Genomic DNA, 14,837 nt, shown 5'->3' with positions numbered 1-14,837 from the left:
AAAATTAACTTATTTTATTTTTTAAAATTCAAATAGAGTTAACTATTTTAAAATCAAAAAATAATTCAAAAGGATTTTAAATATCTAACCGCACCTTAAGGGATACTAATGTATTATTATAAAAATACTTATTAACTAATATTAAAATAAATGCTATTATTGCTATATTAAAAAGATTATTAATATTAAAGAAACTAAGTGAAATCCCATATTTATTTATGTGGACTATACAATCATTTATTTCAATACATATTTTACAATTTTCATGTGTACAATTATGATAGGCATTAGATACACTATATCCTATATTAATTAAAATATTAAATAATATGAAAGTTGCTATTAACATAGCTATTAACCGATTATTATTAGTTTTTTTAATAACCTTTTTAAATTCATATTTATTTTTAATATAATTCACCACTATCCTCCTTTCCAACATTTGCATTTATAATACAGATATAATTTTACACTAATACTAATCTTTTCACCAATATTAAATTTACTTTTTTAGATTCCAGTAAGTATAATTCATTTAAAAATCACATATAAAATATATTAAATATTCAATAAAACAAAAAGCAGTAAATTAGAGAATGAAACTTTTAAGTAATTCAGATCTACTCTTTATAAGTTCTTCCTAAACCTACTACTCTTTATTTTAGACTTTTCATTATTTTATACTGCTACTTCTTCCACTTTATTTAATTTCGGCAATTCTATTACCCTATCACAAACTCTTTTAGCTAATTCCATATTATGAGTAACTACAAGCATCCCAAATTCATTTTTCTTGGAAATCTTTAAAAGAAAATTCCATATTTGTGCTTGAGTTATTACATCAAGCATTGTGCTTATTTCATCACAAACTAAAAATTTAGTTTCTGGACTTAAAACTCTTGCTATACAAAACCTCTGTAACTCTCCACCAGATAATTCACTTGGCCACCTGCTAAGCCATGACTTCTCTATGCCCATTTCACTTAAAATATTATCATCTATCTTAAATGCCTCATTTAAGATTTTACTCATTTTCCACCTTGGATTAACTGACTTTTCAGGATGCTGATAAATCATTTGAATTGGGCAATATCCCTTTTCAGGAATTGGTTTACCATCCCATAAAATTTCACCTTTTTCAGGTTTTATATATCCCGATATTATCTTAGATAAGGTACTTTTTCCATAACCTGATGGACCGACTAAAGCAACCCGTTCTTTAGAGTCTATAGTAAAGCTAACATTTTCAAGTATCCAAGGAGAATTTTTGTTGTATCGATAACTTATATTTTTTACCTCAAGTAGCATTAATACATCTCACCTCTCCACCTCTTAATCTTCTCATTTCAATAGCTTTATTACAAGCTTCAGACCTTATAGGGCATCTATCCCCAAATAAACAACCTGTTGGTAAATTTCCAGCATAGGGTTGAAATCCTGGTATAGCTTTAAATTTATTTTGTGGAAGTGCATCAATAAAAGCTTTGCTATATGGATGTCTTAAAAACTCCTTACCTTTTATAAAATCATATACTTTTGCAATTTCAACTATTGTTCCTGAATAAAAAACAGCTATTCTATCAGCAACATTTAATGCTAAATCTACATCATGAGTAATTAACAAAACCCCACAACCACTATTTGCAATTTCTCTAAAGTGTTTTAATGTATCCATAGCTAATTCTAAATTTAAACCTGGAGTTGGTTCATCTGCTATAATTAATTTTACATTATTCATTACAGCTGTTGCTATTAATACTCTTCTTGCCATACCTCCTGATAATTGAAAAGGATATTTATCTGCAACATTATCGTCTAAATCATATTTTTTAAATACCTCTCTTTGTTTTTCTTTATTACCATTAATTCCAATAACCTGTTTTCCGATTTTCATTAACGGATCTAAAAATTCTATTGATTGAGGTATAAACGCTATATCCTTCCCTCTAATCTTTTTTAAATATTTTTCTGTTAGATTTTCTTCACAAAACTTTATATTGCCCTTTACTTTTGCATTACCAGGAAGTATTCCCATTATTGCATGAGCTAGAAGACTTTTACCTGAACCACTAGAACCTACTACTGCTACTATTTCTCCCTTTTTTACATTTATGCTTAATTCATGAATAACTTCTAAATCATTTTTATTTAATCCTTTATCATACATGCTAAAGGCTACTGATAAATTTTCTACTTCTAATACTTTTTCATTTTCTTCTAATACCATTATATTATCCTTCATATAATCCTCCTTTGCATTAATTTACTGATTTCCACTACTTGGATTAATTAACAGCTTAAGATTTTCCCCAATTACATCAAATAGTAATACAACACTTAATAACATAAGTCCTGGAAATAATGCAAGCCACCATTTACCTGTTGCAATATGCTTCATTGCTTCTGATAAAATAACACCAATAGCAGGAACCTCTGCTGGCAGTCCAAACCCCAAAAATGTTATAGAGGCTTCATGCATAATTGCATGTGGAAATAATAATATAACTCCAATTAAATATACTGGAAGTACATGAGGTATAATATGTTTTTTTGCTACTTCAAATTTACTTTTTCCCATCTTATAAGCAGCTTGTACATACTGTGTTGAACGAACTTGTAAAACTTCTGCACGTACTAATCTTGTAAGACTTGTCCAGTGAGTAACTGCAACTGCTACAGTAACTCCAAAAGCTCCTCTTCCTAGCATAAATGATATTAATATTAATAAGATAAGATGTGGTATTCCCATACAAAGATCTACACACCAATTAATAAATTTATCATACCATCCACCTATAACAGCAGATGAAATTCCAAATATAAGAGCAATAAATGAACTTACTATAGATGCAAAAACACCTATTAATATACTATTAGATAAACCTTTAATACATCTCCAAAACATATCTCTTCCCATAAAGTCAGTTCCAAATAAATGTTCTAAAGATGGACTCATAAATTTTGCAGAATAATCTACTGCGTATTTATCTGGACTCATTGTTAAACCCACAATAAAAATTACCATTAAATAAATAACTGAAAGCGTCACATAAAAAGTTATTCTTTTTCTAGTATTTGAAAATATTCTTATTCTTTTCTTCTCTAAATTAGCGGAAGGATTATTAAGCATTATATCCCTCCTCTTTTAATCTTGGATCTAAAACTCCATATAATATATTTGCAATAAAGTTTCCTACAAATACAAATATAGCACTAAATATTGCTATTCCAAGTAATAATGGAACATCACCTTTTAAGCCTGCAGCTGTTGTTGCAGTACCTAAGCCTGGATAAGAAAAAACTGTTTCTGCTAAAGCAATCCCTCCAAAGAGCTCACTAAAAGATGCAAACTGTTCAGTAATTGCTGGTAATGCTATATTTTTAATTCCATGTCTCATTATTAATTGAGCAGTATTTTCTCCTCTTGCTTTTGCAAAAAGTATAAAATCACTATTCATTATTTCTATTAATTTTTGTCTTGTAAATAAAGTTATCTTACCTATGCTTAATACGCTTAATGTTAAAGCTGGTAATATAAGATGATATATTCTATCCCAAATAGTTATGTCTGAAGATAATTTTCCCATTGGAGCTGCAAGCCCTATAGGAAACCATCCTAACTTAACTGCAAAAAGGCTTAAAACCAATAATCCAATCCAAAATGTTGGTGCCGATTGAAGAGCAAGACAAAATATCTTTATAATCTTATCAAATATACTTCCCTTATATACTCCAGCTAAAATTCCTATTATAAATCCTAAAACTCCTGAAAATACCCACGCTACCAGCATTAAAACAATTGAGTATTTAAATCTTTCTAAAATTACTGTTTTTACTGGTTGCTTAAAAGTTATTGATGTACCTAAATCACCTTGTAATACATTCTTTCCCCAAGTTATAAATCTAGTCACTGGGGGATCATTTAATCCCCAGTGTTCTGCAATTTCTTCTTTTGCAGCTTCTGATAAAGTAGACTCTGTTCCTACATATGCTGTTAATGGGTCTATAGGAGATGATGTAACTAATATAAAAGATAAAATACTAACTGCAATTAAAAGTGATAACATTCTTAAAAATGTTGAACCAATATATTTAATTCTATTCATTTATCTTCCAATCCTTCATATTACAAATAATTGGAGAACCATGTCCATGTGGATGTGGGATTTGCGTATCTACTGAAATATCAACAGAGTCATTTATAAAATAACTATGCTCAATATTTACTATATATAAATAAGGATAATCTTCTGCTGAAACAGTTTGAACTTCCTTCCACTTTTCAACTGCTTCCTCTTGATTATTACTATCTATAGCCTCATCAATTAATTTATCTACTTTTTCATTAGAATATCCAACTGTATTGTCATAACCACCAGTTAAGAATAAATCAGAATAAAGTAATGATCTTAATACTGTTGGACTATATTGACCCCATCCCCATACTATTCCACATCTATTAGCTTTTTCAGTAATTTCATCCCATGTCGCTTGTGTTACATTAATACTTATTCCCAATTTCTTAGCATCCTCTGCAACTGCAACTGCTAATAAATAACGTTGTTGGTCATTAGCTGCTGCACATACCTCAAACTCGCACTTTATTCCATCTTTTTCTCTAATTCCATCATTATCTGAATCAACCCATCCTGCTTCTTCTAAAAGCTTTTTAGCTTCATCTTTTTGATTATCTTCATAAGTAGTAGTATTACCCCAAGATAAATTATTAGTAAAGCCAACTGCTAGCTTACCTATACCATTTAACGCATTGTCTATTATTGATTGTCTATCTATTCCTATACTTAAAGCTTTACGAACTGCAATATCAGAAGTAACATTATTTCCTACAGTTACTTCTTTTCCATCTTTATTTGTTATGGTTTGCTCCTTTAAGCATGGCAAACTAATATTACGAACATCCATTGTTTCAAGGTTTTCAATATGCATTCCATCTATTTTTTCATCTGCATAATTAGGTGCTACCATAACTATATCTAATTGACCTGATTTTGCATTGGAAAATGCTGCTTCATTGTCCATCTTTATAAAAGTTACTTGCTTAATTTCAGGTGCACCTTCATAATAATCTTCATTTGCTTGCACTATAATTTGTTGGTCTGTATCATATTGAACAACTTTCCAGGCTCCAGTACCTATTGGATATTTATCAAAGGTTTCACTATCATAAGCATCACTTGGAACTATTCCTAAAGATGCTACTGAATCAAAGAAAGGTGAGTAAGCCTCTGACAATTTAAATTCAACTGTATATTCATCTAAAGCCTTTACTGATTCTAATCTTGATAGATCTACATTTTCATTATTTCCTTGATTTTCTTTAACAGTCTCATAAGTAAACACTACATCTTCTGCAGTAAAATCTGATCCATCTTGAAATTTAATACCTTCACGTAATTTAAATGTATAAACTAAAGAGTCTTCGCTTATCTCCCATTCTGTTGCTAAATCTCCTTCATATTCTGAATTTGGATTTACTCTTGTTAATGCACAATTTGTAAATGAGTACCCATAACTCATTGCACCTTTAATAGGATCTAAACTACTTTCAAAAATATTAGTTCCAACATATATTGATATACCATTCTTAGAACTATTAGTAACAACCTCTTCTTCATTAATATTGTTATCAGATTCATTGCCAGCACTACCGCATCCAACAAGCATTAAACTCATCGCAACAAATAGTGATAATACTACTTTTCTTTTTTTCATTTTCTTCCCCCTAATAATATTTTTAAGTGAGCTATTAATAAAATCTTATCATTTAACATTTTTTACCACAAGCCCGGTAGGGGGTATTTTTTTATAATATTGATGATATTTTGTATAATTGAAATAAAGAAAAAAATATAGTAATATATACTTAAAAATGTAATAGTTGTTTATTTTTTACAAAGGAGGAAAAACTATGTTAAACTTGATGATTATTTGTTCACTAATATTATTAATATGTATAACTTCTACAAAGATATTATATAAGTTCGGTGTACCAATTCTTTTAATCTTTATAGTTCTCGGAATGCTTTTTGGGTCAGATGGCATTGTTGGCATATACTTTGATAATTATGAACTAGCTAGTGATATATGTTCTATAGCATTAATATTTATAATGTTTTATGGAGGCTTTGGTACTAATTGGAATATGGCCAAACCTGTCGCATTACAATCTATAGCTATGTCTTCATTAGGAGTTGTTTTAACTGCTGGATTAACAGGTTTGTTTTGCTTCTTAGCATTTAAAACAACATTATTAGAAGGATTACTTATAGGTTCAATAGTTGCATCTACAGATGCAGCATCTGTTTTTGCTATATTACGTTCACAAAAGCTAAATCTAAAAGGCTCACTTGCTTCTACCTTAGAAATAGAAAGTGGTAGTAATGACCCATTTGCGTACATGCTTACAATAATTATATTAGGATTAATGTCTAATGGTGGATATGGCTATATAATTCCAATATTATTAAGTCAAATTATTGTAGGAATACTGGCATCAATTATATTGTCAAAATCCTCAATTTTTTTACTAAGACATACCAAATTTGAAATAGAAGGGTTTTATCCTATATTCATAACTGCTATAGCAGTATTATCTTATTCATTAAGTGAATATTTTGGTGGAAATGGATATTTAAGTGTTTATATAACAGGTATTATCATAGGAAATAGTAAAATTCCTCACAAAAAAAGCATATTCCAATTTTTCGACGGTGTATCTTGGCTAATGCAAATATTGTTATTCTTCTTACTTGGATTATTAGCATTTCCATCTAAAATTCCATCAGTTATGCTTAAAGGAGTATCAATTTCAATATTTATGATTTTAATTGCAAGACCAGTTGCAACATTTAGTATATTAAGCCTATTTAAAGTTCCTTTTAAGCAAAAACTTTTCATATCATGGGTAGGTATTAGAGGGGCAGCCTCAATAGTTTTTGCAATATTTGCTATAACATATGGTGTTCCAATAAATAATGATATTTTTCATATAATATTCTTTATAGCATTATTTTCAGTTTCCGTACAAGGAACCCTTATACCTCTAGTTGCAAAAAAACTTGATTTGATAGATAACTCTGAATCAGTCTTAAAAACATTTAATGATTATAAAGAATATAAAAGTACACAATTAATTGAATTTAATATTAGTGAAAATAATAGTATTGCTAATAAAACTTTAATGGATGCTAATATTCCCGAAGATATTCTTGTTGTTATGATAAAACGTAAAGGGGATGTATTTGTACCAAATGGTGCTACAGTAATATTACCTGGTGATATACTTGTTTTATCAGGTAATAATCTAAATAATTTTAATTTTTATAAAGAAGATAAAAGTACAAATTTAATGGAGATTTCAGTTAAAGATAATAGTATTATTGCTAACAAAGCCATAAAGGATTCAAATATAGCAAGTAATATTCTTATAGTTATGATAAAACGTAAAGATAAGATAATAATCCCAAATGGAAATACAGTAATACTACCCTATGATACATTAGTTGTGACAGCTAATGATATAACAGAAGTAGAAAGTCTTGTAACGGCTTAGTTTATGTGAAAACAAATATAATGAACTTTATAAAACATTAGAAAAGAGGCCATTTGTAAATAATTTTCAAAACAGCCTCTTTTCAATAAAATTCCAATATTATGTCATTTAATAAATTGTCCTATTGCTTTATTTAAATCTTCTATAGCTTTTTTATCACCTGATTCTACTGCAACTACTATACAATTTTCAATATGCTCTTGTAAAATAACTTTTCCTGTGTTATTTAAGGCTGCTATTACTGCAGCTAATTGAATTAATACTTCACTACAATCTCTATCATCTTGCACCATTCTCTTTACAGATTCTAAATGCCCTATTGCACGTGATAATCTATTAACTACTGCCTTAGTATTTTCATGTATATGTTTATGTGTATGCTTTCCATTATCATCATGGGTATGTGTGTATATATGCCCATCTTCGCCTATATGAATGTGTTCTTTAACTGCATCTTTATCCAAAACTATACCTCCAAATTATTTATTTAAACCATATTTATTATACCATTTTTTGTTATAAAATAATTATATTGTAAAAATTGCTTTTTACAATTATCAGATAAATTAAATTTATTTCATCCATTTTAACTATATTCTTTTAATTAATAATATCCTATTACTAATTACATATATTAATTCTTTTTTTATTTATATGCCTATACCGACATTAGTTTTCTATTGAATTTAATAAAGTATTAAATATTTTGCAAAAGAAATACCTACTGATATTCTTTCATAGCTTTAAGTTTAGCTTACTAACTGGAGACTTGTAGTTTTAATTATAAGAAATAAATTTTAATTTTTACAGTTGTAATTAAATTAGTATGTTATAATTATATGAAACTTAAGACAAATGGAAGGTATAATATATGAATTTTAAAAACTTAGGAATTAGTAATGATATAGACAATATACTAAAAAAATCTGGAATTAAAACCCCAACGCCTATTCAACAAGATAGTATTTCACATATTTTAAGTAATAAAGATGTTATAGCAGAAGCTCAAACAGGTACTGGAAAAACTTTAGCATTCTTACTACCTATATTTGAGAATATCTCATTAGGCTCTAAAGGCATACAAGCCTTAATAATTTCTCCAACAAGAGAACTTGCTATTCAAATCACTGAAGAAGCTAATAAATTAAGTACTGCTAAAAATGTTGGTGTATTATCTATGTATGGCGGAAAAGATATTGGCTCACAAATGAAAAAACTTCAAGGAAATATTAGACTTATAATTGCAACTCCTGGAAGACTTTTAGACCACCTTAAAAGAAAAACTGTAAATTTAAGTTCATTAAAAACATTAGTATTAGATGAAGCTGATCAAATGCTTTTAATGGGTTTTAGAAATGAAATTGAAGCTATAATGAAAGAAACTCCAAAGAAAAAGCAAATCTTATGCTTCTCTGCAACTATGGATTCATCTGTAAAAAAACTTGCTTATAGATATATGAAAGAGCCTATAGTTGTAACTGTTAAGAAAGAAGAAATAACTTTAAGTAATATTAAACAAGATGTTGTAGAAACTATTGATAGAGAAAAAAGAGACGCCTTATGTAAAGTCTTAGATATAGATAATCCATTTATGGCAATTGTATTCTGTAGAACAAAAAGAAGAGCTGACGAACTTGAAACTGTAATGCATAGACGCGGATATAACTGTAAAGTAATTCATAGCGATATTCAACAATCTAAAAGAGAACGAATAATGAAATCTTTTAGAAATGCTGACATTCAATATTTAATTGCAACCGATGTGGCATCTCGCGGCTTAGATATTAGTGGAGTTACTCATATTTATAACTATGATATTCCAGAAAATGTTGAAACTTATATTCATCGTATAGGTAGAACTGGAAGAGCTGGTGAAGATGGTTATACTTGTCTTTTTGTAGACCCTAAGGATTCTAGAGTACTTTCTGAAATTGAAAAAGAAATTAATTTTAAAATTCCTAGAAGAAATTTATAAACACTTAACTTTATTAGCTCATCTATAAATTACATTAAAACATTTATAAACTTCCTGTATTTATAATTAGATATATAGCTTTGTAATTTTATAATATTTAGATAGAGGTGTAATTTTGAATATTAAAGAATTTGACTATTTAGAAATAGCGTTAAATGAATTAACAAATAATCAAGAAGTTCTAATTAAAGCTTCTATTGATTTAGAAAAAATCTTTTTTAATATTTTAGATGAAAGTTATTGTGATTTTTCTAATATTAGCTGTAGAGTTAAATCTACAGAAAGCTTACGAAAAAATACTTAGAAATCATTATTATAAACGCTACCCTAATGCCAATGACCTTATATTTAAATTAAGTGATCTTATTGGAATAAGAATTGAATGCAGATTTGGTGATGACGAAAAGAAGATTTATCGTTTCTTAAAAAAATATTTCAATAAAAAACTTGATGATGATTTTTACTGTAGTGATAATTATAATAATATTTTTCTTAAACTTTCTGGTAAACAACCACAAAAGCAAAAGAATGGCTTCACAATTTATAGGATTGATGGAAAACTTCTTTATGAGAATTTATTAATTCCATTTGAATTACAAATTAAATCTCTTACAAATATGTTTTGGAGCGAAATTGAGCATCAAATAATATATAAAAATTCTAATTATGTTATTGAAGATCAATTTTTAAAAGATATTATGAATTCTATAAAAAATAATTTAACTATGATAGACAATCAGTTATTAACGGTTTTAAGACATGTTGAATCAAAAAAAGTTAAAACTAATGTTTCAAATAAAAGAAATCTTCAAGAAATAGTATCAAAACTTATATACGATATGTTCTCATCAAAAATGAAAGAATCTATTGATATGACTATTAATTTTAAGGATTCTTGTGAAACTATAGTTGAATATGTATTCTTTAAAAACAATATATCTAACGAAGCTGATTATACTGATATACTAATAAATGCTTTAAATAGATTAAACTTAATTTCAGATGAACAATTAGATTTTAATTCTCATTTAATATTTGAAAGAAGTGTAGTTTATGATCACCCATTTAAAAAAATACTTGGTGAATATTTTGAACAAGTAATGAATAGTGAGTTTAATTGGAATTTATTCTTTAGAATTTTATTCTCCTTAGAGCCTTTAGATAATGCTGGAGACTTTGAAAAGTTTTTATCTTATCTTAAAGTTAGCTATACAGAAAGTAAATATATTAATAAGCAAAAAGATATTTTAATTTCTAGGTTTGATAATGACTTTTTAATAATTGAAGATGCAGTTAAAGAACAAATTGCTAAAACTTTAGTATCTATTGATAAAATAAATATAGTTTATGATTATGTTATTGAAGAGGTTAATGCTGCTGTTGAATATATTTATAAATATATTTATGATAACATAAACACCCTTGAACAATGGTTTAATAATTCAGAAGCTATATTGTCACATTTAAATACTGAAATAATAGAATCCTTAGAATAATTTATATGAAACAAAAAAGAACTATATCTTATAAAATAGTTAAACTATCTTTCATAAATAGTATAATTTAGAATAATATAGTTCTTTTTTATTTACCTCATATTTACTTACATAATTAAATCTTCTGTAATTGAATACTTAAATCTACAATTGGATACTTAAATCTAGGTTTTTTCTCCTTATATCTTGCCAATTATTTTTATTAGATAATATTTCAGGTGAATCACCACTGAATACTTCACTTGCTTCATTATCATTCATTAATGTATATCTAAACCAAGCTGTCATATATCCATCAGCATAAAGTAGCATGTCCCCATGGTCCACATTTTTTCTTCTAGCCATAATCGCCTTAATATCATTATTTAAATACATATAGTTATTAATTATAGACTCAAGTGGAGCTATTGTTTCTGAATCAACTTTACCCGTGCCTGCAACCATAAAATAAGGTATTTCTATTTTTGTTACATCATATGTCCACTTAAGAGCGTTAGCTAATTCAATAGATGTGGTACTTGCAGTATAAATAGATTTAAAAACATCACTATTATCAAAATCAGTTACAGCGTTTATTGCACCTACCCCACCTTGAGAATGTCCTGATATTCCTACATTTTCTGTATCTAATTTATTATAAAAAATACTCTCTTTATTGTTATTTAATGATAATATATAGTCTAATGTAATTGAAGAAGATTCACCTGTTGCAGAGCTCGCATCATCATTTCCTACAACAACAAATCCCCATGAAGCTAAATGTTCAAATGTTGCTTCATATTTCGAATACGGTACCCCTGTTCCATTTACAAATATTACAATAGGATATTTTTTATTATAATTTTTACTTAATTGAGATGGATACCATATCTTATATTGAGTAAATAATTCTTCTCTACTTTTAAATTCAATAGAGTCAACCTCAAACTCCCCATAATTAGTATATTTTTTTTCTAATGTTCCACATGCGTCAACATAATTAAAATAATCACTTTTAACTGCTTTTACCTCTAGATTTTTTAATATTATTAAAAAAGTAATTATTAATAAAAATATAATTATTAATACTATTAATGTAATTTTTACTATCTTCTTTATCATTTATATCCCCCTTGACTATCCTATGATACATATGTATCATTATTTTGAGACAAGTGTATCATATAGCATTCTAGAAGACAATATTTAATAAGAAAATGAGACAACTAGCGAGGTTTTGTATCAAATGAAAACAGAGAAAAGTAATTCATATGTTAAAAAACAGATTACCAAGGCACTTATAAAATTAATGCAGACTAACTCTTTTGAAGAAATAAAAATAACAGATATAGTAAAAGAAGCTATGGTTGGAAGAGCATCTTTTTATAGAAACTTTACTAACAAAGAAGATGTATTAAAACAATATTTAATTCAACTAATTCAAGAATGGGGAAGTGAATTTGAACAAAGTAAAGATCCAAACTTAGTGGAAAGTTTATTTAGTCATTATAAAAAATATAGTGAATTTTATAAACTACTGTATTATTCTAATTTATTTCATTTAGTTTTAGATAATATTAAATCTGTTTGTGGTCCTAAACCAGAACAAGATTCATTACAAGCTTATACAAGTGCATGGTTTGCCTATGGTTTGTTTGGTTGGATTAATGAATGGGTAGCAAGAGGAATGAATGAATCTCCAACCGAAATGTCACAATTAGGCAAGTTAAATGGGTAACTTTAAGTTTCTAAAAACTAAAAAGTGGACATAATGATATGCTCCCATTATAGTAGACAGTTAAAATAATAAACCTGCTCTATAATGGGAGGAATTTTTTATACTTAACTTTAAAAATTCTATATTAAGTTATATCTTTTTAATAAATCTTCAATTACAGTTCCTGCAATTTCCTTTTTAATTTTCTTTTCTGCCAATGTTGCCATAAATGGTAATTTAATATCTGTTATTTTCTTGCCATCCATCATCTTAGATGTAGAATCTAAAAGCACTCTAATATCATAACAAGAACCAAATACTTCTGGAACTCCACGATCTACATCTAACAATGTATATACTGCTTCCATAGCTGTTCTTACTGAATATTCTGTAGTAAATACAGTATCACGGACAGTATCTGCAAACTGTCCTAAAAAAGCAAAGTTAACACATCCATCTGGTACAACCTTTGGTCTATCACCTGCACTTCTTGGCATAAAGAATGCAGTTATATATGGCATCATACAAGGTACACAACGTGCTGAATTCCTAGCCATATCTGGAATTTCTTCTACTGGAACACCTAAGTGATATAGCCATTCTTGGGTAATCTCATAGCCAGTACATTCCTTCATTGGTTTATTAATAAAATCACCTGGTACATCTGTAAATAATCCATAAACCCATACAACAAGTTCATTATCAGATTGTATCTTAAAGTGTGGCTGACGATTTAATGTATAGCTCATTAACCAAGAAGAGTCTTTAACAGTTATAATACCACCTGTAACAACATTTCCACTAAAAGGGTCACGCTTGCATATATTTTTTATATATGGTGGTATTCTATAATCTAATGTTGTTATTGTTGCCGATTCCCAGTTAGTGGCTTCTATATTAGTGCAGAATTTATCCGGATGTCCAAATGAGGTGTCTTGTGCTGCGATATTTCTCCACAGTTTCCAACATGCGCCTTCTTCAGTATTCAAAACTGGTGCATGGTCCTGATCACCTAAAGTAGCATTTTCTGTACAACTACCATTTGTAACAAATACTAGATCATCTTCGACTAAATCTATATTTTCTCTTTTCCCATTATGAATACATTGAATTTGTTTTGCTACTTTCTTATCTCCAACAATTTCAAAGATTACATTTGTCACTACAGTATTATATTGAAAATTTACTCCATTGGATTCTAAATATTTAATCATCGGTAGTATTAATGATTCATATTGATTATACTTTGTAAATTTTAAAGCTGAAAAATCAGGAAGTCCACCAATATGATGAATAAATCTTTGTATATAAAGTTTCATTTCTAGTGCACTATGCCATTCTTCAAAAGCAAACATTGTTCTCCAATACAACCAAAAGTTCGATTCAAAAAACTCTTCTGTAAATACATCCTCAATCTTTTTATCATATAAATCTTCATCCTTTGTTAAGAACAAATGTATAATTTCCATAGAAGCTTTATCACTTAAGGTAAACTTACCATCAGTATACGCATCTTCTCCTCTATTAACTGTTGCTCTCATTAAAGAATAGTTTGGATCCTTTTTGTTTAGCCAATAATATTCATCTAATACAGAAGCACCTTCTGTTTCTAATGATGGTATTGATTTAAATAAATCCCATAAACATTCAAAATGGTTTTCCATTTCACGTCCACCACGTATTATAAATCCTTTTTCTTTATCTTTAATTCCATCACAAGCTCCACCTGGTAAATTCATTTCCTCTAGAATATGAATATGTTCACCTTTCATTTGACCATCTCTAACTAAAAAACACGCTGCTGCTAATGATGCTAGCCCTGCCCCTACCAAATAAGCTGATTTTCTATCTACATCTGCTGGTTTTTGTGGCCTTGCAAATGCCTCATAATTTCCATTACTGTAATACATAAAAATCCCTCCCTTTTAATACTTAATTTTTACTCTTATCTTTATATCATTTAATTATTTAATTTATATTTTTATATTAGCTTTTTTTATAAATACTTTCTCTAGACATCTTTATCTTAATGTCTAATTATTAAACATTTCCTTATAATTGTAAAAAAACTAGACAAATCTTAAAATTTGTCTAGTT

Annotated in this window: 14 protein-coding genes; 5 read left to right on the top strand and 9 right to left on the bottom strand. The window is 28.0% G+C overall.

The features are described from left to right. Positions 1 to 76 precede the first annotated feature (76 nt). The 6 genes from HMPREF0216_RS15545 to HMPREF0216_RS15520 all read right to left on the bottom strand — a co-directional run bounded on the left by HMPREF0216_RS15545 (position 77) and on the right by HMPREF0216_RS15520 (position 5,733). Positions 77 to 421: a hypothetical protein gene (locus tag HMPREF0216_RS15545; RefSeq protein WP_040420227.1), complete on the bottom strand. Its 345-nt coding sequence runs from the start codon at positions 419 to 421 to the stop codon at positions 77 to 79. Between the two features lie 257 nt (positions 422 to 678). Then, positions 679 to 1,308 (bottom strand): ABC transporter ATP-binding protein, encoded by a 630-nt coding sequence (locus tag HMPREF0216_RS15540; protein ID WP_005216274.1) that lies wholly within the window; start codon positions 1,306 to 1,308, stop codon positions 679 to 681. Further along, positions 1,298 to 2,242 carry an ABC transporter ATP-binding protein gene (locus tag HMPREF0216_RS15535; protein WP_005216272.1) on the bottom strand — a complete coding sequence of 315 codons (945 nt, stop codon included), beginning with the start codon at positions 2,240 to 2,242 and terminating at the stop codon, positions 1,298 to 1,300. The genes HMPREF0216_RS15540 and HMPREF0216_RS15535 overlap by 11 nt, the downstream gene beginning before the upstream one ends. A 21-nt stretch (positions 2,243 to 2,263) precedes the next feature. Then, positions 2,264 to 3,130: an ABC transporter permease gene (locus HMPREF0216_RS15530; RefSeq protein WP_005216270.1), complete on the bottom strand. Its 867-nt coding sequence runs from the start codon at positions 3,128 to 3,130 to the stop codon at positions 2,264 to 2,266. Next, the gene (locus HMPREF0216_RS15525) at positions 3,123 to 4,106 is read right to left on the bottom strand and encodes an ABC transporter permease (protein ID WP_005216269.1); all 984 of its coding nucleotides are present in this window, start codon (positions 4,104 to 4,106) and stop codon (positions 3,123 to 3,125) included. The genes HMPREF0216_RS15530 and HMPREF0216_RS15525 overlap by 8 nt, the downstream gene beginning before the upstream one ends. Further along, the gene (locus HMPREF0216_RS15520; RefSeq protein WP_005216266.1) at positions 4,099 to 5,733 is read right to left on the bottom strand and encodes an ABC transporter substrate-binding protein; all 1,635 of its coding nucleotides are present in this window, start codon (positions 5,731 to 5,733) and stop codon (positions 4,099 to 4,101) included. Before HMPREF0216_RS15520 ends, HMPREF0216_RS15525 begins: the two co-directional genes overlap by 8 nt. A 196-nt stretch (positions 5,734 to 5,929) precedes the next feature. On the opposite strand from HMPREF0216_RS15520, the gene HMPREF0216_RS15515 reads away from it, so the two are divergent. Continuing rightward, positions 5,930 to 7,573: a potassium/proton antiporter gene (locus tag HMPREF0216_RS15515; protein WP_040420226.1), complete on the top strand. Its 1,644-nt coding sequence runs from the start codon at positions 5,930 to 5,932 to the stop codon at positions 7,571 to 7,573. 104 nt (positions 7,574 to 7,677) lie between these two features. Here HMPREF0216_RS15515 and HMPREF0216_RS15510 read toward each other — a convergent pair whose 3' ends face one another. Beyond that, positions 7,678 to 8,004 carry a metal-sensing transcriptional repressor gene (locus HMPREF0216_RS15510; RefSeq protein ID WP_425458695.1) on the bottom strand — a complete coding sequence of 109 codons (327 nt, stop codon included), beginning with the start codon at positions 8,002 to 8,004 and terminating at the stop codon, positions 7,678 to 7,680. Between the two features lie 440 nt (positions 8,005 to 8,444). On the opposite strand from HMPREF0216_RS15510, the gene HMPREF0216_RS15505 reads away from it, so the two are divergent. The 3 genes from HMPREF0216_RS15505 (at position 8,445) to HMPREF0216_RS15500 (ending at position 11,044) form a co-directional block, all read left to right on the top strand. After that, positions 8,445 to 9,548, top strand: coding sequence for a DEAD/DEAH box helicase (locus HMPREF0216_RS15505; protein WP_005216261.1), 1,104 nt, complete (start codon positions 8,445 to 8,447; stop codon positions 9,546 to 9,548). Positions 9,549 to 9,663: 115 nt separating this feature from the next. After that, positions 9,664 to 9,852 carry a hypothetical protein gene (locus HMPREF0216_RS17425; RefSeq protein WP_083875448.1) on the top strand — a complete coding sequence of 63 codons (189 nt, stop codon included), beginning with the start codon at positions 9,664 to 9,666 and terminating at the stop codon, positions 9,850 to 9,852. Further along, positions 9,791 to 11,044, top strand: coding sequence for a nucleotidyltransferase family protein (locus HMPREF0216_RS15500; protein WP_169317592.1), 1,254 nt, complete (start codon positions 9,791 to 9,793; stop codon positions 11,042 to 11,044). Before HMPREF0216_RS17425 ends, HMPREF0216_RS15500 begins: the two co-directional genes overlap by 62 nt. Positions 11,045 to 11,188: 144 nt before the next feature. On the opposite strand, the gene HMPREF0216_RS15495 is transcribed toward HMPREF0216_RS15500, so the two are convergent. After that, positions 11,189 to 12,145 carry a poly(ethylene terephthalate) hydrolase family protein gene (locus HMPREF0216_RS15495; protein WP_005216258.1) on the bottom strand — a complete coding sequence of 319 codons (957 nt, stop codon included), beginning with the start codon at positions 12,143 to 12,145 and terminating at the stop codon, positions 11,189 to 11,191. A gap of 124 nt (positions 12,146 to 12,269) precedes the next feature. On the opposite strand from HMPREF0216_RS15495, the gene HMPREF0216_RS15490 reads away from it, so the two are divergent. After that, a complete protein-coding gene (locus tag HMPREF0216_RS15490) occupies positions 12,270 to 12,761 on the top strand; it encodes a TetR/AcrR family transcriptional regulator (protein ID WP_005216256.1) in 492 nt (163 codons plus the stop codon). 119 nt (positions 12,762 to 12,880) lie between these two features. Here the strand turns inward: HMPREF0216_RS15490 and HMPREF0216_RS15485 are convergent, their stop codons facing one another. Next, complete coding sequence (locus HMPREF0216_RS15485) at positions 12,881 to 14,650, bottom strand: oleate hydratase (RefSeq protein ID WP_005216254.1); 1,770 nt, start codon at positions 14,648 to 14,650, stop codon at positions 12,881 to 12,883. Between the last annotated feature and the right edge of the window lie 187 nt (positions 14,651 to 14,837).

The sequence above is a fragment of the Clostridium celatum DSM 1785 genome, from assembly GCF_000320405.1.
GTDB classification, from domain to species: Bacteria; Bacillota; Clostridia; order Clostridiales; family Clostridiaceae; genus Clostridium; species Clostridium celatum.
Note: the sequence above shows the minus strand (reverse complement) of the source record. Positions and strands in the feature narration are given on the sequence as shown.

Excerpts from the sequence above, each read along its gene's own strand:
- HMPREF0216_RS15540 (WP_005216274.1), bottom strand. The coding sequence starts at position 1,308 with ATGCTACTTGAGGTAAAAAATATAAGTTATCGATACAACAAAAATTCT.
- HMPREF0216_RS15535 (WP_005216272.1), bottom strand. The coding sequence starts at position 2,242 with ATGAAGGATAATATAATGGTATTAGAAGAAAATGAAAAAGTATTAGAA.
- HMPREF0216_RS15530 (WP_005216270.1), bottom strand. The coding sequence starts at position 3,130 with ATGCTTAATAATCCTTCCGCTAATTTAGAGAAGAAAAGAATAAGAATA.
- HMPREF0216_RS15525 (WP_005216269.1), bottom strand. The coding sequence starts at position 4,106 with ATGAATAGAATTAAATATATTGGTTCAACATTTTTAAGAATGTTATCA.
- HMPREF0216_RS15520 (WP_005216266.1), bottom strand. The coding sequence starts at position 5,733 with ATGAAAAAAAGAAAAGTAGTATTATCACTATTTGTTGCGATGAGTTTA.
- HMPREF0216_RS15515 (WP_040420226.1), top strand. The coding sequence starts at position 5,930 with ATGTTAAACTTGATGATTATTTGTTCACTAATATTATTAATATGTATA.
- HMPREF0216_RS15505 (WP_005216261.1), top strand. The coding sequence starts at position 8,445 with ATGAATTTTAAAAACTTAGGAATTAGTAATGATATAGACAATATACTA.
- HMPREF0216_RS15495 (WP_005216258.1), bottom strand. The coding sequence starts at position 12,145 with ATGATAAAGAAGATAGTAAAAATTACATTAATAGTATTAATAATTATA.
- HMPREF0216_RS15490 (WP_005216256.1), top strand. The coding sequence starts at position 12,270 with ATGAAAACAGAGAAAAGTAATTCATATGTTAAAAAACAGATTACCAAG.
- HMPREF0216_RS15485 (WP_005216254.1), bottom strand. The coding sequence starts at position 14,650 with ATGTATTACAGTAATGGAAATTATGAGGCATTTGCAAGGCCACAAAAA.